Source organism: Pyrodictium delaneyi (genome assembly GCF_001412615.1).
GTDB lineage: Archaea > Thermoproteota > Thermoprotei_A > Sulfolobales > Pyrodictiaceae > Pyrodictium > Pyrodictium delaneyi.
In genome coordinates this window covers 1,610,222-1,630,508 of record NZ_CP013011.1, presented here as the reverse complement: position 1 = coordinate 1,630,508, position 20,287 = coordinate 1,610,222, and the positions used below count along the sequence as shown (strand labels likewise).

The window sequence follows — 20,287 nt, the reverse complement described above, 5'->3', positions numbered from 1 at the left end:
TAACAATACAAAAGAACTTGGAATATATTAGCCTCTAGGATGTTATATCGCTGAACGTTAAGATGCTCACACCTTGTGGCCTACGTTCGATAGAGCCAAGTCGGTTAGCTATTAGTAGCTTTATCTGTTTCTGTGCTGCGATATCTAGCATACGCTGCGTCACTATACCGTCATACACTATTGCGTAGACCTTGCCTGGCTCTATCTTTTCCAATACATTGTATACGTCTCTAACCGCTACTTTGTCTATAGGCTTCCACTCTTTGTCGTAGAGTATGGCCTCAAGGGTGCCACTTAGCTGTTTAATCTCTTCGACTATGCTTGGCGGTATCTCTACACGCTCAACTTCAATTTGTATAACTGGCTCAGCCTTAGGCTGTGCTGGCTTCGAGGGTTTTGGAGGAGCCTCCTCAACTTTTGTCTCAGGCTTCGGTGGCGTCTCTGGTTTTTCCTCAGCAGGAGGTTTGGCAGGCTTCTCAGGCTTACCCTTGAGCTTACGCTCTAGTATCGCTAGATATTCTTTTGCGGGGACTAGGTTACGGAGAGCCCTAGCTATCTCTTTTCCAGTTAGATCCTCAACCTCCTTCCCTGGCGGCGCCCGTGCTACGTAGTCTATGTCTGCAACGCGCAGCAGTTCCCAGAGTATTAGGTCGCCACCGTGATCTCCATCTACGAAGGCTATAGCTTTCTTGGTCTTGGCTAGCTTTATTATAGTGTCTGGTATCTTACCACGTGCGCCTTCCAGCGCTATTACATTCCGGTAACCATAGCGCAAGAGGTTTATTACGTCAGCTCTACCTTCCACTATTATTATTTCATCACTCTTGTTAACATCTGGACCAGCTGGTAGCTTCTCCGGCCCGTAGGATATTACTTCACCACGCTTGATAGACTCACTTATTTCCCTCAGTACCTCACGGAGGTCTGGTGTCTTTTCTAGCGACCATATACGAAGTATCTCTTTGGCCCGCTCGATTATCTTCTTGATCTTCTCCGCACGGACGTCAATTATATCATAGACGTGTATACGTGCCTTGTAGGGACCAACCTTTTCTACAGATTCGAGCATAGCAGCTATTAACGCTGTCTCAACACGATCAAGATTTGAAGGAACCGTTATTTCACCATAGGTCTTTGTACCTTGATGTTTCACTTCCACCTGGACTCGTCCAATTCTACCTCTGTCTTGCAACTCACGTAGGTCAAACTCCTCTCCGAAAAGATTCTCTGTCTGTCCAAATATGGCACCTATTATATCATGCTTATTTACTAGCCCCTCTACCTCTATCTTAGCCTTTATAAGGTACTTCAATTCTGACACCCGGCGCGGCGATGATGTATTGTTGTCCTCTCTACCTCTAAACGAGCCAGGCTCCTCATCGTGGACGAAGAGCCGCGTAAGGGTTCTTACATAGATGGTATTGCTGAAGACTGTGAGCCTGTCAGTAGGCTCCGTTAAACATTATCGTGTGATAGCAGCCTTTTTTAGTTCTTCTAGCGTTTCTCGCGCTTCACGGTTCTGCTCAAAGTACCTCCTTACAGGCTCTAGCATCTCTATAAGCGCCTTTGCTGTAGCTTTCTTGAGATCCAGCGGATGGAGTCTACCCTCAATGTAGAGTTTCTCAAGCTCCTCATAACTCTCCACTATTATAGTGCCACCATACTTCTCAGGCCGTTCTATAACCAGCTTGAAGCCAGGTCTGGCAAACAAGAGATACTTGTTGATTTCCATTATGGGGTTAAACTTTACCTCTCTTGCCGGACAGTAGGCTCGCAAAATCTTCTTCTCTATATCCTCAGGGCTATCGTAGACAAAGACCGCAGTCTCCGGCTTAGACTTACTCATCTTAAACTCGACTGCATGCTGCTCCTCGTCAACCATACTTGGGTTCATTCGACCAATACCCTGCAAGCCAGTTAGCAACGGTGTATGAATAGCTATAGGCTTCTTTCTGCCAAGCTTCTCCGCAGTATCTCTGGCCAGCATGTGTGCCTTGCGTTGATCAAGCCCACCTAGAGCTATATCTAGATCAAGATAGAATATGTCCGTGACTTGCATCGCCGGGTATATCAGCTTCGAGAAGTCTAGTTCGGCCTCTTCAGCCCTCCTACCCATTATCGTCAGTGCACGCTTTATCCTCGCTAGCGTGTTATTCTTAGCAACTCGTAGGAGTATAGCCCAGTATTCCTTGTCGGACACAAGATCCTCTGCATCAACAACCTTTAGTTTGGCCTTATCCACACCTATAGCCTCTAGCACATCTACTACATGCCGTGCAGCTTTGCGAATAAGCTCCATATCTCCTCCAAGCTTATCGTTAATCCACGCGTGCCACGTAGCAGCTAGCAGATAGAACTCTATTCCGGCATCTACTAGATCTTTGACCTTATTAGCCCAGACAAGCCAACCTATGTGGAAGAGGCCACTAGGCTCAAACCCTAGATAGCCTTTAAGCTTCTCACCAGCCTCTATCTTGGACCTAAGCTCCTCAAGAGTGACTATCTCAACAGTATTGCGAGTTATCAGCTTCAACCTCTCCTCAGGAGTCATTGCCTGCCCCTCCACTTACAAGACCCAGCTACACTGAAGCCTTCACAGATCCAGATATAAGGAGAGTTGTGGAGTCCACTACATAGCCATAAGAGGAGGAATCGTCTAGACTCCTGGCTCCTGGATATAAGACCGGCTGAGACACTAAGTTTCTATTATCGGGCGCCCTCGGGGCACCGCGCCGCCCCGTTACTCCCGTCTAAGAGAGCCCGAGCGAGACCCCCCATGTGGGGGCTGTGAGCCCGGGTGTTAGGGGCGGGGGACAGCGGTGCCCCGAGGGCCGGTCTTCGCTTGAGTTTAGCCCTGGCTGTGTATGCTCGTATAGTCTAGCTCTGCTGCTGCTATAGGGTAGCTTATCTCTAGCTGTTCCAAGATCTGCGGCTTAACCTCGCCTATGACAGCAACTACTCCTCTCTGTGTCCTAAGCTCGGCTGTACGGCCTTCTATGAAGAGCCCATGTCTCGTTGGTTTTACCTCTATTATCTCATCACCCAAGAGTCTAATGAGGCTGTATACTATAGACTGTACGTCCTCATAGCCAGCCTTCTCGTCCATGTATAGTAGTGCTAGTCTACGCCTATGCACGACTCCTCTCTCTCTATCAGCACTATCAGCTACCACCACATCACCCAACTCGAATACGCGGAGTGGCACTGCATGCTGGTTTGTCCTAGCTATACGGAGCAGCTGTGGCAGAAGCGAAGCACGAAGACACTCGCTCTCTAGACCTACCGGGTTATCTATTCTTACCAGCTTGTCCTCCTCAACACCGGCTAGCTCTACCTGATCTCTACAGCTGGTAAGACTGTACGAGTACACCTCTACAAACCCATGGCCTACAAGCAGCAATCTAGCCTCACGCTCCCATGCCCTCACCGGTAGTAGTGAACCTCTGAGCATTAGCCGAGGCCTCTCTGGGGCCAGGTTATCGAGCCCCCTGGCCAGGACTATTTCCTCGACAAGGTCTACTGGATGGAGGATATCTACACGGAACCGTGGCACTTCTACATCTACTAGCCCGTTTCCGGCTTCCCTTGCACCGAACCTCATCCGCTGGAGGCTCTCGATAACATCGCTTGGTGCGAGTCTAGTACCTATCACTTTTGACGCATACTTTACGTCGAGGACCATGCTAGATGGCTTAAGTTGGGGTTCTCTTAACATCCCCCAGGGTGCCTTGACCTCTACTATGCCTATACGTTTGCTTTTGCTACGCTCAGCCAGGTTAGCGGCTAGTATAGACAATATATCGAGTACAGGCTTAAGCTCAGTACCAGTAACGTCGATAAATATGTGCCTTGTACCCGGCTCTATACGCGTGAGGTCCGCGTTTATCACGGGTGGCACGCTTATGACGTCGTTACCGGAGTACAATACGGGGTGCTTATTGTCTCTCAACGAAATACTGCCATAGCTCTTGCCTTGGCTTGTTTCCTCGAGAACCTCGCGTAGCGTCATCGTTCTTTCGTGGTGTAGTGGCTTAAACACCACACCATCTATGTCTACAAACCTGTACGTTATGTTTTTCGATGGAAGCTTATCGAGGTCGTGGAGGCCTATTGCCACCCTCCTACGCCGGCCTCCGTGGCTAGTGTGAAGTTTCTCCTGGAACTGTATGAGTTCTTCAAGGAAATCCTCGTCAACGTCTACATCCCAAACTATTGCTCCAGCTATATAGGGTCTAGTGGGCACATCCTCTGCCACTATACGATAACTGCTGTCAACTACTTCATACTTTGGCAGACCAAGTTCTCTACCTAGGAGACCCTTGGCTTGCCTCGCTATGCCCTCCAGACTGTACATGTCGGGCCTATCAACCTCGAGCTCCGCTACAACATTGCCTTCCTCATCCAGCTCGACTTCTATCTTTAGCTTCTCCATAATCTCTAGTGCCTTGTCTAGGCTTAGGCCTAGAACCTCCTCAACACGACCCGGCTTAAACTTGAGCACCGGCATATATCCACCACCTCGACGGTATTGTCGAGAGGAAGCGGACATCCATGCTATAGAGTTGCCTTATGTCCGTCAACCCATAGAGGGCCATGGCTAGCCTCTCTATGCCCATACCCCATGCTGCAACCGGATAGTCTATGCCAAGAGCTGCAAGCATCTCGGGCCTAAACATGCCCGCGCCAAGTATCTCAAGCCACTGGCCTTTTACACGGACATAGCCCTCTATGGAGGGTTCCGTGAACGGGAAGTATGCCGGCCGGAACTTGTACTCGCGGAACCCCAGTCTCTCCAGGAACTCTGAGAGCATCCCTATGAGCCACCGGAGACTGATACCATCCTCGCTCGCAATACCATCTATCTGGTGGAACTCCGGCAAATGCCTAGGATCGATTGTCTCTACACGGTATACTCTACCGAGGCTAAAGAATCTGAACGGCGGCCTCGGCTTTGACGCGAGTACACGCGCCGACACAGCTGTTGTATGACTGCGCAGTATCAAGCGGGCTGCCTGAGAGGGATCCCAGCGATACCCCCAGCCACGACTTCCCGCAATACCCTCCTCATGCGCCTTCCTCACACTCACCGCTAGATCAGCTGGTAGTACTCCCTCCCGAGGCTGCCTAAGATAGAACGTGTCTGTTGGCGAGCGGGCCGGATGGTACTGAGGCTGGAATAGTACGTCATAGTTCCAGAACTCTAGCTCTACCGGCGGTTCTTCGATCTCTACGAACCCTAGCTCCTTCATGACATCGCGTAGATACTCCACGAACTGGCGGAAAAAGTGCAGCCTTCCCGGATACACTTTGGGCGGCTCAGCAGCAACGTTATAGCTGCGGAGCCGGATGTTGCGCCACTCGCCAGACTCTATGAGCTGACGTGTCAGAGCACCAACCTCAACAACAACTTTCTCGAGAAACTCCTCTGGACTCTTACCAAATCTGACTATCGTTATCTTCTCCTTCTCGGGAGCGACGAGCCGCCTACGGCGTAGAAGTTTCACCTCATCCGGTGAGAGCCTCCTGCCCTCGCTGAGCAGCCTTAGCAGCCTCTTCTCCTCAGCCTCTACCGTGGGCTCAACTAGGAGCTTCACCTTGCCGGCCTCTACTCTCACCCAGCCTTTACGCGACGCATTAGCCATAGCTATGCCAAACTCTCTACCAAGAAGCCGCCTAGCCTCATCTACAGGAAGTTCGCCACCGTTCTTGTGTAGCAGCTTTACAAGCTTCTCCTCGGGGAACCCCTCCTCGAGATACTGTTTAGCCTCCTCAGTTACCACGTATTTCTCGACTACCTGCTCCTCTATCTCAAGGAGCCCCTTATCGGCTAGAAGGCGTACCAGAGGTTCAACTCGACTCCTGGGAATCCCTAGAAGCTTGGCTAGCTCCTCAGTCGTATAGGCCTTGCCCGGCTCAACGCGGCCCACAAGCTGCTTAAGGAATTGATACTCTGACTCTGATACCGCAATCTTCTTGCTCAAGCCGGGGGCCCAGGACACCCGGGTGGGACGGATAGGGATTAAAAACTAGGATAGTAGACCCGAGCTCCACAGCATAGCCGGCTAGAACTCGTATACCTCGCCCGGCTTTAGTATAACAACCTTTGTGTCTAGTCCCTTCTCAGCGACGAGCCTAGCAAACTCTTGTGGATCAGCCTCTATGACTGGGAACGTGTTATAGTGCATCGGTATAGCGACACGTGGCTTTAGCAGCTCGACTGCCTTCGCCGCCTGCACAACATCCATTGTAAAGTGGCTGCCTATAGGAAGCATTGCTATATCCGGCCTATATAGCTCCCCTATGAACTGCATCTCGGCAAAAAGCCCTGTATCGCCCGCATGAAATAGTGTAGCCTCCTTACCAGCTATAACCACGCTTGTAGGCGCCCCGCGGTTGCTGCTGTGAGTTGCAGGGAAGAACATAACCTTGAGATCGATACCGGGTATCCTTAGAGGACCTCCAATATTTGCACCGACTATTCTTCCCGACGTGTCGCCGAGCTGTTCTGCAACAAAGTTTGCAAGCTCGTAGACTGCCGCAAACTTAGCATTCGGGTTCAATCTTAGAATCTGTACAGCGTCACCAAGGTGGTCCAGGTGATCATGTGTCACTATTACTAGATCAACCTTACCCTTGTATTCGCTAACGCTTACTGGAGACTGGGGGTTGCTGAGCCAAGGGTCTACGAGAATCGTATAATCATCAACCCTTATCTCGAAAGCTGAGTGGCCAAGCCAGCGAACATAGCCCATGCCATATCACCTCTTTGGATCCCTAACCTTTATTCACCATAATAGAAGTAGAGGCATCACTCTAAGTATAAATCTTGGCCAGCATCAAGGATTTTGCGTAAACTACACTCTACTCGATAATGTAATGAATGAATCTTCTAGAATAACATAGCCAAGGAGTACAAAGGATGTACAAGGATACAAGTAGTAAGAGGGTATGGATCAACCGGCTGTAGCGGCCCGATCCCGGCTTGGGGGCGCTGCGGGGCCTCGCGGACCCCACAGCCTCCCCCAACGCGGCCGGCTTAACTTCCGGGTTCGACATGAGTCCGGGTGTTGCCCGGCCGCTATGGCCGGGTCGGGCCATGTTGGAAGCATTGGAGCCGGGAGGGGGTATTTATTTCTTGTCTTTTTTACTTCTAGTCTTATATAGAAGAGATCGTGTTGCCGGTTCAATCTTCTCTTCATATATCGACTCTATTGCCATTTCTCCACCGCATCGCGGACATCTTTCATTAACATTCTTTCCAACATAGTCTCCTTCGCGGAATCCACGCTTTACGATAAAATTACACGATGTACATCTGATCTCTGTTACTATATGTTCTCTTGAATCTTGTTGCTTTCTGCCAGTTAGAAATAGCATATAGACGAGTATCAGCGTTGTAGCTAAGGTTATCGCTATATAACCTAACATAAGTTGGTCCAAGGTTGTCACACTCCATAATGCTATTGGGCTACGCCAAGGGTATTGCCTACTCCTACAACTATTACTGTGTCCCCGGGCTTTGTAGTCTCTAGTATTAGCTTCTTGACTCTATCAACTGCTTTCTCAACTCCATCAACTATCTCTTTCTTTATCGCTGTTATAGCTTCTTCAAGACTCATCTTGATAGCTATCGCATAGAGCTGTGCTCCATGTGCAACAGCTACTCGTTCAATACGTATTTTCTCGGGACCAGGGTCGCCCATAGCTACGCCAGTACCCTCTGCTATAGATCCCGTCTCCTCACCCTCCATTTTCAGTGCCGCGTCGACTGTTATAATAGCAGCTATATTGCCTTCTAGCTCCTCATTTACGATCTTCTCTACAGCCTCACCCGGCCTACCGACCGTGCTACCTGGACCACGTGCTTTTACAATTATTACTCGACGCTCCTCAAAACTATGTACACTATACATCGTGTCTTTTACCACTTCTTTAGGTCCAGCCTCAAGACGGAGCATTTTCATAAGCTTGTAAGCTGCTAGTGGCCCTGCTGCATCACCTATGGGTATGCCCTTGTTTATTATTTTTGCAGCGTCAAAGTACGCTTTAGCTATTCTCATGTAGAAGGGCATCATCATCCAAAGCTGTGCTACAAGCATAGCATTCTTGGTCTTAATGCCGAGGAGTAGTATGTGGCGGACAAACTTGTAGAGAGTATTAAGAACATTTGCAATGGCTAACAGTGTTACAATATTCTTCTTATCGACATCACTCACGTCTTTGGGTAGACTGCGGGAGACTATATCCTCTATACGCTCCTCTTCAGTACGCAGAACCTTCTCAAGCCGCTTTATAATGTCTATGGGTTCTATCGAGACAGGCTCTATGACGAAGTATTCTATTACTGTGTTGACTACTTCGTCGGGATTATGTGCTCCCAGTTTCTCAAGCTTTTTACGTGCTTCATCACGTACAGTATTTCTATAGCTCTCAAGAACCCTTAGTTTTGCCTCTATCTGGTTTCTCCATATCCTCACTTGCAGGCCTTGGGCAATACCAAGGAAAGCAAGGATAGATAACACAGTTGAGACTAAGATGCTTATCGCTATTATCCATGTAGCGAGATCCGATGAAGAGCTAATGAAAGGCATCGTCGTATTTACCGACATCGCACCTCAGACCCTCATGAGTAGGCTGCCTGTCCTAAGCCACTCTATATTTAGAGCGCCCTGGGCCTACAGCCTCAAGTCCTAGGAGCCTACTTAGTTGTAACTATCACTTCACCATTGTCCGTAATTACTATTGTATGCTCGAACTGGGCAACCATGCCATGGTTCCTCTCAATAAGTACGGGATACTGTACTAAATACCCCATGCGGGCTAGTTTCCTTAGGCTCCTCCTAAGCACCTCAACATCCTCCTCAACGTCTGTGAGCCATCTCTCGTTGAAGGGTAGTGTCTTGAACCTTTCCTTGACTGCCTCAAGTATACGCTTAGTTCGGGGGTCAAGTCTACGCCGGAGACTCGAACGTACTAAGGCATAGATAGTGACTAGCTCGCCTTCATACACTAGCCCAGCCCCATTGGTTCCAAATGGCTCTATGGCATATGCCTTGCCTGATGAGAACTTTCCACGGACCAAGGCGTCATAGGCGTTAGGTATACTCTCTCCTGCGTGTATAGTGTACCTAGCCAAACTATGACCTCCAAGGTTAGTTATAGGCTTGAACCCTTTGTTCTTGATTGCAGCCTCTATAGCTCTACCTACCTCGGCGAACTTCACACCAGGTTTTACAAGCTCTATAGCTCTTGCAAGCGCATCCTCTACAGCTTCTAGAAGCTGTGCCCACTTTTCATCAAGCGTGACCGTGACTGCTGTATCAGCTATATATCCATCAACGTGAACGCCTATGTCAAGCTTTACTACCGCGCCTTCGGGGATAGACGTCTCATCCCCGACCACTGGTGAGTAGTGTGCAGCAATTTCGTTGATAGATATGTTACAGGGAAACGCCGGAGCTGCACCTAGCTCTCTAATCCTGTTCTCAACATATGTACATACTTCGAGGACGCTTCTACCGGGCTCTATGAGTTTAGCAGCCTCGTCCCGAACTATTCGCGCAATACGTCCAGCCTCTATATACTTCTTAACCACTTCCTCATCCACGATAACCCTCCCCTACCCTTCCTTTCGACTGGACGTCCTAATAACGTAATGGATTCGAAGACGAAGTGTAGGCACCAAGCGAGGCTGCTACACTACTGCCGCATATCAACTGAACTCACAGGGGTTCAGCGATGCAGGGTCGTCTTCACCGCCCCTTGAGAGGGGCTCACCCCGTGGTCCACTCGTCACCACCCAGAGTCTAGCTGCTCTAGCATCAGACTACCCTGTAACACTAACCCTGTCAGGCAGAGGTTACACACCAATGCTACGGCTCTCTTATTGCCTGCCTTCTCTCCACAGGTCTATCCCTGGACAGGAGAGGCGTTAACACTCTTACGTACTACCCTGTAACAGCTCAGCAGTAAGTGGAGCCTTCCTCTTCCTGTCCGGTACCTGTGTAATCAATTCTCAATAGTTCTGGCTGAACTCAAGTTATTCCCAGGAGCACGAGGCTAGGGTACTAATCTTCGCCAAAACGGTGAACGTCATTGACGATAGTGACTAGCAAAGAGCGCAAGGCAAGAGCGCTAGCGGAAGCTAACAAGATACTTCTCCCTCTGCTCGGGGGAGCACGTCACATAGCGAAGGTGGTTGAAGCATCAGGAGCGGCGCATGTAGTAAAGCCTGTATCCGTCCATAGCTCGAGCGATATGAGGTTGCATATAGTAGTCATAGATATACCTGGGTCAAGCCCCCTAGTAGTAGCCATATACGTATCAACACAAGAATCCAGACCTACGTCACCATCACAGTTCTCCACTAGGATAAAGAGGCTGCAGCATTTCCTCGATAAGCTTAGGGGCAAATATTTCAATACTGCAGATGTGGCTTATCTCTACATATCACCTCTGGGCTTAACTCGTGGCGCGAAAAGATTAGCTATAAAGTCTAGAATATTCTACGCGGCAAACGGTAATGAGGCTAAACAAAAGCTGGCAAACTTTCTTGCGACACGTTACAAGAAGCTTCTAGCAAAGCTTACAGGAAAGCGGATTTGGGGAACTGTCCCTCTACTCCTCTACGCGTTGTCACTTCTAGCCAGACGACTAGGTGCAGTAGTCCAGTCTATATCTCCTATCCACGCTATAGAGTGGGCACAGAAAGGGACTCGACTCACAAACGAAATCATATCAAACACTATACATGATACATTCTAAACCGTTAAAACATACTTGTTTATACACAATTGGTTAAAGTAATACCTAAATAATATCGGTTTTCACATACCTGTGGACTTCACTCAACTAACATTTAGATTAATCCCTACATATGTTAGAGCCTACCAAAAGTTCGGCAATATAATTAATATGCTAGTATATACATTAGCTCTAGTATGCCCAGCCACAATTCTTAGATCATGCCCCTCCGACATCTCGTATACACAAGTCATAAATACATTGACCCCAAGATAGACCCGAAGCAGTGCTACTCTTTCCCGGTATCCGTCTTCTACGTCTATCGCCTGTCTCTACATTAAGAGACGGGCATATCAACTAACATCCTTGTAACCTGACGAACACTAAGACAGCCAATAGTTATTAAGTATCATGCTCATACAATATATAGTACTACAGTCTAACGATACTAGTAGAGTCGTGTCAGGAAAACCAGTTGTTGCAATGAGTGCCCGCTGGCTATCGCCTGTTACCAAATGACTAGTCTTTGGCACACCATGGATAGTATACTAAACATAAGTACTATTTCTTGACAACAAGATGTAAGTAGGGGCAGCTCGTCAATGTAATACTTGCAATGCTTCTATTCTCTTAATGAACAAATGTAATGAATGGCGTTCCTTGACTACTCATTCTTCTATATTAAAGTATTTGGGTTATTGCATGCCTTAAGGCCCTCATTCACATAGTCCTCGACGATGGTTCTTACCGAAGCTAGCCAGCTAGCGTTTTCTATCATCTTCTTTATAGCGCGTGCTGATGAACAAGCAATCTCTGATACACCTCTATATCCTTGCATAATATAACGTAAGCTTTGTAGAAGAGTCGACAGAATCTCCGCCAGTTTGGCCACACGTGCTTCAGGAGTTGTCTGTTCAATGTACTCTTTTATCAATGCATAGAGCATGTTGTCGTCCCCAAGCGTGTTCTTAGCTACGTTTAGTTCGAGCTGCTCTTTGCGCTCCTTTCCTATAGCATCTGCAGTTAGTTTCACAATGTCTCCTATTACTGATTCAGATAGGTCGTGTACAGCGGCAATAGTTGCCGCCCTAAGCACGTCAATTTCTACGCCGTTCTCTCTTAGTTTCTCAGCGATTACAAGTGCTAGTACTGTTGATTCGGCCATGTGTTCGGCTATACTCTCAGCTATAGCTGCATGAACTCCGCGAAGCATCCACCCTGTACGTGGTGTAGACTTTAGTGCAGCAAGCATCTTGTCAAGTTTCTGAACCCGATCCCGGTCTATCGCCATGTAGTATCACCGGGCAATATCAAGCCCTTGCTCAGGGGGAGCTATAACCAGCTCCCTTAGCTCCTCCTGCCTTCATTTCATGTCAATGGGTGGCTTTGGTCGGTGGTTTGAGTGCAGAAATGAGAAGGGGGTGGGTTGAAGGCCGGGAGACCCGGGGTCACAGTCCGCCGCTGAGCCTTGGCGGTCTCTCCCCGGGCGTCGCGGGTCCAGGAGTAGTAGGATCAGTACTGGCTCTGTTTAAGCATGCTTCTGAGGTGGTGGGGTCAGCCGAAATCCGATACATCACTCTATCAGCTGCTCGGCTTCAGTCATCCCCCGAACTGTCTCTACTCGTGCATTTTGAGCTTCTTCTAGGCTTAGGCTGGTTGCAGTTAGGCCTCTGCAGTCCTAGACAAGATAACAAGATAGATTGTAGATCATGGATTGTGTCGGCGGTGCCTTGAGGTGGACCGTGTATGCTGGAAAAAGGGAATGAGGAGTCAACTCCGTGTTTAGCTTGGTTGTGCTTTGGCTATGTAGACGTCGTCGGTTAGCTTCTCTGCGCCAGGCGGTGGCTCCTTGACAACTATCTCTATTTTATGCATGTATGACAGATCCTTTATGAATGGCTCGAGGTCCTTGCTGACATATAGCTTGTAGCCCTCTACCTTATCCGACAGCTTGTAGCCGTGGCTACGCTTCCACGACCATACCGCGCTGTTGAGGGATAGGATCTTGTCTAGCATCTTGGCATAGTCAGTACTCCACTCCGGGTTCGGCTCTGGGAACTGCTGCTGATGTACAGACTTGCCGTAGAGTCTGCGATACAGCGCGTCGGTTATGAAGGGTAATATCGGGGCTAGCATCCGTAGTAGCGCATCTAGTATGGCGTGTAGTGTATACCAGGCCGCTTTCTGCTCCTCCTCGCTGAACTCGCCCTCTCTGTTATAGGCCCGGGTCTTCACTATCTCTATGTAGTGCGCCGCGAACACATTCCACGTGAAGTTGTAGAGCTCGTTTATGGGCTGGTGTACATCTAGCTCTTCTCCATAATAGCGGTCTACCCTCTTTATCAGCTCGTTTAGCGCTCCTAGGAAGGCTAGGTCTATAGGCCTAAGCTTGTATCCCTCAGCGGGCCTCGGGAAGCTCGATACGAACCTGGATATGTTCCACAGCTTTGTCAGGAAGAGCTTACCGGTTTTCAGCACTTGCTCGCTGAAGCGGTAGTCATCGCCGAGCCTAGCAGCAGCTGCTGCCCAGAACCGGAACGGCTCAGCACCATAAGTCTCTATGTATGGCTCCGGATCTATCACGTTGCCGAGGCTCTTGTGCATAGTCCTTCCTGTCGGGTCAAGCCCCATGCCTGTTACGCGTATCCACCGGAATGCTGGCTTGCCTAGCAGCTGGTAGACCCGGAGCATAGTGAAGTAGAGCCATGTGCGTATGATGTCGAGTCCCTGGGGTCGCATAGTGTAGGGCAGCTCCTCGTTCTGCGGGAAGGCTCTCTCGAAGAGCCTCGGGTTTCTCATGTATCCTGATGCGTATAGCACGCTTATACTAGAGTCAAACCATGTGTCGAATACTCGCTTCTCGCCCTCTAGCTCGCTGCGTGGTGCTCCACACTTCGGGCATTTGTCCCACGGGGGTTCTTCCAGCCAAGGTCTGTAGTAGCGGCCGGGTTCAGGAACGAGCTTGGCGCCGCAGCGACGGCACGTCCAGAGAGGTATCTCGGTTCCATAGTATCTTGTACGTGATATAGGCCAGTCCATCTTCAAGCTATCTATCCAGTCCAGTAGCTTGCGGCGATGCTTTTCTGGCCGGAAGTGAACCTTTAATGCTATCTCGCGCAGCTTGTCCTTAAACTCTAGCTGCTTCAGGAAATATTCGCGTACATGTACGATCTCCACAGGTGTCTTGCACCGCCAACATATAGGCACGCTGTGTCTCAGAGACTCCTTCTTCTCTATAAGTCCGTGTTTTTCGAGTTCCTCTACTATACGACGTCTTGCCTCTCTTATCGGGAGGCCTTGGAGGAAGCCGGCCTTTTCGTTAAGCGTGCCATCGTAATTTACTATGACTTTTGGCTCAAGTCCTAGGTCTTTTAGCATCTGTACGTCTGTCCAGTCACCATAGCTGCTGACCATTACAAGTCCTGTACCAAACTCAGGCTTAGCTGCCGGATGCTCTAGTATCGGCACCTCGTAGCCGTATATGGGCACTATGGCGTGTAGTCCTTTGAGCCTCTTGTATCGCTCGTCCTCGGGGTTGTAGACCACAGCTCTCGCAGCACCTATCAACTCGGGGCGCGTGGTGGCTATTACTATCTCCTCGCCGGTTTCCTTAACTTTCCACTTCACGTAGTAGAGGTAAGCGTCTTCTTCACGATGCTCTATCTCTGCTTCGCTAAGAGTAGTGCGGCAGCGTGGACACCAATTTACTGGCCGTTCAGCCTCGTATATTAGACCGCGTCTCCACAGCTCAATGAATGTAGCTTGTGTTATACGACGATACTCAGGGCTATCTGTCCCGTTCTGGATGTATGTGAAACTGCAGCCAAGCCGGGACCATATTCTTACCAGCTCTTCCTCTATTTTGTCGAGCTCTTTACTGCATAGCTCCAAGAACTTCAGTCGACCCTCTTTGGTCTTGGCCATTTCGTGTGCTACTATCTTGTACTTCTTCTCCACGGCAACTTCCACTGGCAAGCCGTTACGATCGGCATACCATGGTACAAATACGTTCCAGCCCTTCATCCGGAAGTAGCGTGCTATCATGTCTATCTGTGCGTAATGTGCCGCACCACCTACGTGCCATTTGCCGCTAGGATAGGGAGGCGGCGTATCTATGATGAGAATTGGACCCTCACGTTCTGGGTTGAATTCGTATAGCTTCTCCTTGCTCCATTTTGATAGAAGTTCCTTCTCTATCTCTTTGCTCCAACGTTTTTCCTCTATTTTCGGTCTAAAGGTAGGCGCCGACGAAGGCTCAGCACCCATAGTGCAGCCCCCGCGTATCACCTGGGTAAAAGAGCTGCGGTAGCTCTGGAGGCTTTAGCGTAAACTCTCCCAGGTAGCCCATGTATCGGTGGTCGAGCAGTTGGCTGTCGAGTGCAGTGTTAGGGGCTCCAGGATCTCCTATACAGCCTAGATAGTGATAATACCGGGCTAGCTCTAGTGTGGAGCAGTCGCCCCCGGCTGCAGGGTAATACAAATGTATTCCCAGCGGGTGCCGGAGGGCTAGAAAACTCCCCTACCGGCCCCAAACGTAAAGCCTATAAAAGAGTAGAAGAGATACTTACTACACGAGAAAGAGGACAGCCTAGAGAGGTGTGTAGTGTATGGCGTGTGAGAAGGCTGTGAAGGTTCGTGACCCGACTACTGGTAAGGAGGTTGAGCTAGTACCCATCAAGGTGTGGCAGCTAGCCCCCAGGGGCAGGAAGGGCGTAAAGATAGGCCTATTCAAGAGCCCAGAAACCGGCAAGTACTTCCGCGCCAAGGTACCAGACGACTACCCAATATGCAGCTAACTTCCTAAGACTGAAGCTTGAGCCTACGCTCACGTCTTTTTACGCCAGTACTCCTCTCTCATCACCCTAGGACTGCTTCCTACAATTGTATACTTCTAGATTTACATCCTCCTCTGCTTTAAACGTGTGTCGTAGAGGCAGTTGCTGCCACAAAAGCTAGTTCACGGTTAACACTAGATATCCGGCATGAACATATGTTGTTTGGTTTGTGTAGTGTTCTCGGCTAGACAATAGTATGTTATATAGAGCATTATCATGATTGCATGTTGTGGCGAGACTTGTATTAGGCCTGCATCCAAGCTGTAGTGTATCCTAGGATTAGGGGAAGGGACAAGCTCCTTGAGGTGTTATGCAAAGGCACCAGCTAAAGTCATACTCTTCGGGGAACATTGGGTAGTACATGGGGGCAGGGCTATAGCTTCCGCTATAGGTATATATTCGCGCGTTATAGCTGAATCTCTTCATGAAGGTATAGTTGTTGAATCCAGGAATCTTGGTGTCGTTGAGGATATCTCTAAAAGGTGTAGGATATTCTGTAACTTAAAAAAGGCGTTTGAATATATAGCGGGTGGTGATAGAGTTCTATGGCCAGCTAGTATAGTTATAGATTCCGAGGTACCGGTGGGCGCCGGGCTAGGCAGTAGTGCAGCTGTAGCAGTCTCTGCTTCAGCCGCCTATGCTTGTGTTGGAGGGCTTAGCGTCTCTCCAGATTTTATTTCAAGAGCCGCTTATGAGAGCGAAAAGGTGGTGCATGGTACGCCTAGCGGTGTCGACAATACTGTGGCGGCTTTTGGGGGATTCATACTATATCGACGCGGCGATGGATTTAAGCCTATACACGCGGGGAGACTTGATGATGTTGTCATCCTTGTTATAGATACCGGAGTATCCAGGTCTACAGCTTCTGCTGTAGAGTTCTTTGCTGGGCGTCTAAGACGGCTGGGTAGTATAGGCAAGGAGATGCTAGAGCTGGCTGAGAATATAATTGATGAAGCGCTCAAGGCAATATCAAGTGGGGATGCTGTAAGGCTTGGAGAGCTAATGGATGTAGCTCACGGGCTTCTTAATGCTATGGGTGTGTCGCATGTATCTCTAGAGAAGGCTGTTCATGTTGCAAGAGCTAACGGTGCTCTAGGGGCAAAGCTCACTGGGGCTGGAATGGGTGGCTCAGCGATAGCACTCGTAGAGTCTAGTAGAGCTGACAATGTTGCTAGCAGTCTCCGGGAGCTTGGGTTCCGGGTATATAATGGTGCTCTAGGCGCTGCTGGGCTCTCGGTAGCAAGTGATGTCTAACACATAGGGTGAAAGTATAGACTAGACAGATAAGCGTAGAAGATGAACATAGTTGATGCATTTCCATTAAACTCGTTATGTATATATTGTTCTGATAAGGCTATAGCGGTATATTCTCTCGTATATCGCCTAGTGTTACTACCCCCTCCACATCTAGCCTCTACATCATTACCTAATGCTAGCTACTGGGGAGTGATCTTGATAGGGACGGTAGGGAGTAGTCACGTTATTCATGCAGGAATTATACTAACTGCTACTGGTGTCTCTCGGTGCATAGAGGTAGAAGCATATGCAACTCTAACACTACTACCACGCATAGTTAGCATTGGAGTAGCAGTAGCGGTAGATGTGCCAGTCATAGCACAAGCTTGTGGCCTTGGGACGGTGGGAGCAGTAGAGGATGTAGAAATTAAGGTCTGGGGTAGGGGGCTATACTACTCCAACCCAGCCCTCGGAGAGATACTAGGTAGTCTAGTGTCCGACGCTTATGCTAACGATGGAGCCGTGACAGTTAACAGTATATCAGCTAGAATGTGGGGCATTGAGACTGCTATAGCTTCGCTAGAGGGAAGTAGCGCGGTGATAGAAGAATCTACTATGCCGCTTTATGACATTTCTGGTCTCTGGGCAGTAATATTCAGGCTTGGAAAACCACTAAACAGCGAAAGGCTCGTGGAGACAGTATATAGCCATGTAGGGGTCCTCGAGAGGATAGTCTACGATAACATAGACGACGCGCCCACACTGATAGACACCCTTAGCGAGAAAATAGCCAGTATAAGTGGAATCAAGAGGCTACAGAAGATACGTGGTATGCTAGCCAGACTGGGGGCACTAGCAGTTGGTGTAGACATATACGGAAAGCATGTTATAGCCTTGGTAGAAGATGCCGAGTCAGCTTACATCCTTTCAGCTGAGATGCGAGAGCTAGGAGACCGTGTAGAAGCACCAGTAATAGTGCCAGGCATATAACCCCGGTCACCATATACACCTACCGTAAAGCTTCTCGCAGGAGTGAAAGACCTATGCATTGTGTAAATTAATATTCAAGTCTGCTCTATTTGCCCTAAATTCGGGGCTCGATAATGCTATTCAGGGTGACGGCGCGCTGCATAATAATGCGTGATGGGTTTATCCTCGTCCAGCTAAGCAAGAAGGGCGACTTCTACCGGCTGCCGGGCGGTCGTGTGAGGCCTGAGGAGACTGTACTCCAGGGGCTTCAGAGAGAACTAAGAGAAGAACTAGGAATATTTGATATAGGTGAAGCAAAGCTAGCATTCATAGTAGAATCGTTCTACAGACGTCGCAGTGGAATAGTGCACGAGATAGGTTTCTACTTCCTCTGCAATCTCGGAAACACTGAGATAAAGCCTAGAGAGGAGCATCTCAGATTTAGATGGGTAAAACCAGATGAACTTGATGCAGATAATTTCAGGCCATCGGCGCTTGCACAGTACCTCCGCAAACTAAACATTAATGGAGATATTCATCCGCAGTACATCATCAATGTAGATGTTGGAAGGTCGTAGCTAAAGGATGGAAGTGGGTAATAACCCGGGGAAAATGGGAGCCCATGTGCATGATTTGTTTAGGTGATGTCTCTCTTCCCTAATCCCCCTAGGCTCTAGAATTTCTGTATCGATGCTACTGTGTCTCAAAAACCAGCTGGACGCCGCGAGGGTATATGTAGACGTTGCCTCCCCTAGCCTGGCCGGGTAGATTGGGCTTGAACACTGCTACTACGACGCCCTTGTTTCCATGCACTCTTACTATCTTGCCGCGGTACTCGTTACCCTTATTGTCGCGATAGAGTACACGCCAGCCTATCAGCTGTGCAGCGGTGTTAGAGTCGTTTATTCCATCAACCCTTATCAGTACCTGCTTCTCATACTGTGTGTTTGATCCAAGCCTGTAGCCTATAATTAACCCGGTATAGACCTTTGCAGCCTCTCCGCTCAACTTCTACTACCCCGGCAAGCCGGTTCAGCGACTGGGTCTTTAAAGCTGATAATGGGCTTGTCTACTTGGGATAGAGAATGGAGAGTAAGAGTAGCAAGCCAAAATATCCACGCATAGTAGTTGAGCCACCCGGCCCCAAGGCCAGGAAGGTCATAGAGAAGGATCACCGGTATATTATGCAGAGCTTTGCTAGGTGGTACCCTCTTGTAGTTGAGCGTGCGGAGGATTACGTGGTCTACGATGTAGATGGGAACATGTATATTGACCTTAACTCGGGTCTCGGAGTATTAAACGTTGGCTCTAGTAACCCTCTTGTCGTAGAGGCAGCAGCTAAGCAGCTTCGTAAACTGATACACTATAGTCTAACCGACTTCTATTATGAGGAAGCTGTCGCGCTCGCCGAGAAGCTCGTAGAGATAGCACCTGTAGAGAAGCCAGCAAAGGTATTCTTTACAAACAGTGGAGCAGAGAGTATAGAGGCGTCGATAAAGGTTTCAAGATACTCAACACGTAGGCAGTACATCATAGCCTTCCTTGGTGCATTTCATGGTAGGACTATGGGGGCTGTGTCGCTTACGGCTAGTAAGCCCGTTCAGAGGCTTGGCTTCTCTCCCCTCTTACCAAGCATAATTCATGCGCCATATCCATATCCGTATAGATGCCCCTTTGCTGTGGACGATCCTCGGCAGTGTGCTGACATGGTTATAGGATACATTGAGGAGTGGATATTTGGGAAACTGGTTGACCCGTCAGAAGTTGCAGCCTTTGTGTTTGAACCTATACAGGGTGAGGGCGGCTACATAGTCCCGCCAGACAATTTCTTCCCCGAGTTGGAGAAACTTGCTAGAAGGTATGGGATACTGCTCGTCTCGGATGAAGTACAAGCAGGGTTCTGCAGGACCGGAAGATGGTTTGCAATAGAACACTGGGGGGTAAAACCCGACGTCATAGCAACGGCTAAGGCTATAGCTGATGGGCTGCCTCTAGGGGCTGTCGTAGGAAACGAGCGAGTCATGAGTATTAGACCTGGAGGCCACGCGTCAACCTTTGGAGGTAATCCGGTAGCGGCAGTAGCAGCCACAGCAGTGATAGAGTACATCAAGAGAGAGAAGCTGTGCGAGCGTGCTGAGAGACTTGGAGAAAAGGTGCTTAAACGCCTAAGGGATGCCATGGAGGAGACAAAGATGATAGGTGACGTGCGTGGTAAGGGTCTAATGATAGGTGTCGAACTAGTTAGGGATCGTGAAACAAAAGAGCCAGCATCAGAGGAGCTCGGAACAGTACTCATGAGGCTGTTCAAGCGCGGATATCTAGTCATAGGTGCAGGTGTGTCCACGATACGTATAGCGCCGCCACTGACGATAGACGAGGAGGCATTAATGAATGCAGTAGAGGCTATAATAGACGAGGTAAAGCGTATAGAGAGAAAGGAGCCTCTAGACTATTACACTTAACTTAATGCGGAATATCCGTTGGTCCAGCTGCTATGTGATGAG

Annotated in this window: 16 protein-coding genes and 1 rRNA gene; 6 read left to right on the top strand and 11 right to left on the bottom strand. The window is 49.1% G+C overall.

Annotation, left to right across the window (positions count from 1 at the left end):
* Positions 1-34: 34 nt before the first annotated feature.
* The 8 genes from dnaG to map all read right to left on the bottom strand — a co-directional run bounded on the left by dnaG (position 35) and on the right by map (position 9,607).
* Complete coding sequence (gene dnaG, locus Pyrde_RS08235) at positions 35-1,312, bottom strand: DNA primase DnaG (protein WP_055410898.1); 1,278 nt, start codon at positions 1,310-1,312, stop codon at positions 35-37.
* Positions 1,313-1,462: 150 nt separating this feature from the next.
* Positions 1,463-2,551, bottom strand: a complete 1,089-nt coding sequence (locus Pyrde_RS08230; RefSeq protein ID WP_055410896.1) for a tyrosine--tRNA ligase — start codon at positions 2,549-2,551, stop codon at positions 1,463-1,465.
* A 297-nt stretch (positions 2,552-2,848) separates the two neighbouring features.
* Positions 2,849-4,507 (bottom strand): phenylalanine--tRNA ligase subunit beta, encoded by a 1,659-nt coding sequence (gene pheT, locus Pyrde_RS08225; protein WP_055409817.1) that lies wholly within the window; start codon positions 4,505-4,507, stop codon positions 2,849-2,851.
* A complete protein-coding gene (gene pheS, locus Pyrde_RS08220) occupies positions 4,488-5,981 on the bottom strand; it encodes a phenylalanine--tRNA ligase subunit alpha (RefSeq protein ID WP_055409816.1) in 1,494 nt (497 codons plus the stop codon). The genes pheT and pheS overlap by 20 nt, the downstream gene beginning before the upstream one ends.
* An 81-nt stretch (positions 5,982-6,062) precedes the next feature.
* The gene (locus Pyrde_RS08215; RefSeq protein WP_055409814.1) at positions 6,063-6,752 is read right to left on the bottom strand and encodes a metal-dependent hydrolase; all 690 of its coding nucleotides are present in this window, start codon (positions 6,750-6,752) and stop codon (positions 6,063-6,065) included.
* Positions 6,753-6,972: 220 nt separating this feature from the next.
* Positions 6,973-7,092 (bottom strand): 5S ribosomal RNA (rrf, locus tag Pyrde_RS08210).
* A 368-nt stretch (positions 7,093-7,460) separates the two neighbouring features.
* The gene (locus Pyrde_RS08205; protein ID WP_180385469.1) at positions 7,461-8,591 is read right to left on the bottom strand and encodes a DUF1512 domain-containing protein; all 1,131 of its coding nucleotides are present in this window, start codon (positions 8,589-8,591) and stop codon (positions 7,461-7,463) included.
* Positions 8,592-8,698: 107 nt separating this feature from the next.
* On the bottom strand, positions 8,699-9,607 hold the full coding sequence (map, locus tag Pyrde_RS08200; protein ID WP_055409810.1) for a type II methionyl aminopeptidase: 909 nt from the start codon (positions 9,605-9,607) through the stop codon (positions 8,699-8,701).
* Between the two features lie 488 nt (positions 9,608-10,095).
* On the opposite strand from map, the gene Pyrde_RS08195 reads away from it, so the two are divergent.
* On the top strand, positions 10,096-10,764 hold the full coding sequence (locus Pyrde_RS08195) for a hypothetical protein (RefSeq protein WP_055409808.1): 669 nt from the start codon (positions 10,096-10,098) through the stop codon (positions 10,762-10,764).
* Positions 10,765-11,419: 655 nt separating this feature from the next.
* Here the strand turns inward: Pyrde_RS08195 and Pyrde_RS08190 are convergent.
* Both Pyrde_RS08190 and Pyrde_RS08185 read right to left on the bottom strand, forming a co-directional pair.
* Entirely contained in the window at positions 11,420-12,034 is a 615-nt protein-coding gene (locus Pyrde_RS08190) for an HD domain-containing protein (protein WP_055409807.1), read from the bottom strand.
* A 491-nt stretch (positions 12,035-12,525) separates the two neighbouring features.
* Complete coding sequence (locus tag Pyrde_RS08185) at positions 12,526-15,009, bottom strand: valine--tRNA ligase (protein WP_055409805.1); 2,484 nt, start codon at positions 15,007-15,009, stop codon at positions 12,526-12,528.
* A 341-nt stretch (positions 15,010-15,350) separates the two neighbouring features.
* On the opposite strand from Pyrde_RS08185, the gene Pyrde_RS08175 reads away from it, so the two are divergent.
* The 4 genes from Pyrde_RS08175 to Pyrde_RS08160 all read left to right on the top strand — a co-directional run bounded on the left by Pyrde_RS08175 (position 15,351) and on the right by Pyrde_RS08160 (position 18,361).
* Positions 15,351-15,539, top strand: a complete 189-nt coding sequence (locus Pyrde_RS08175; protein WP_055409113.1) for a chromatin protein Cren7 — start codon at positions 15,351-15,353, stop codon at positions 15,537-15,539.
* 339 nt (positions 15,540-15,878) lie between these two features.
* Entirely contained in the window at positions 15,879-16,832 is a 954-nt protein-coding gene (gene mvk / locus Pyrde_RS08170) for a mevalonate kinase (protein WP_055409801.1), read from the top strand.
* A 198-nt stretch (positions 16,833-17,030) separates the two neighbouring features.
* On the top strand, positions 17,031-17,804 hold the full coding sequence (locus Pyrde_RS08165) for a hypothetical protein (protein ID WP_055409800.1): 774 nt from the start codon (positions 17,031-17,033) through the stop codon (positions 17,802-17,804).
* Between the two features lie 113 nt (positions 17,805-17,917).
* Positions 17,918-18,361 carry an NUDIX hydrolase gene (locus Pyrde_RS08160; protein WP_055409798.1) on the top strand — a complete coding sequence of 148 codons (444 nt, stop codon included), beginning with the start codon at positions 17,918-17,920 and terminating at the stop codon, positions 18,359-18,361.
* A gap of 115 nt (positions 18,362-18,476) precedes the next feature.
* Here Pyrde_RS08160 and Pyrde_RS08155 read toward each other — a convergent pair whose 3' ends face one another.
* Entirely contained in the window at positions 18,477-18,791 is a 315-nt protein-coding gene (locus Pyrde_RS08155; protein WP_055409796.1) for a 50S ribosomal protein L35ae, read from the bottom strand.
* A gap of 77 nt (positions 18,792-18,868) precedes the next feature.
* On the opposite strand from Pyrde_RS08155, the gene Pyrde_RS08150 reads away from it, so the two are divergent.
* Entirely contained in the window at positions 18,869-20,245 is a 1,377-nt protein-coding gene (locus Pyrde_RS08150) for an acetyl ornithine aminotransferase family protein (protein ID WP_055409794.1), read from the top strand.
* Positions 20,246-20,287 lie beyond the last annotated feature (42 nt).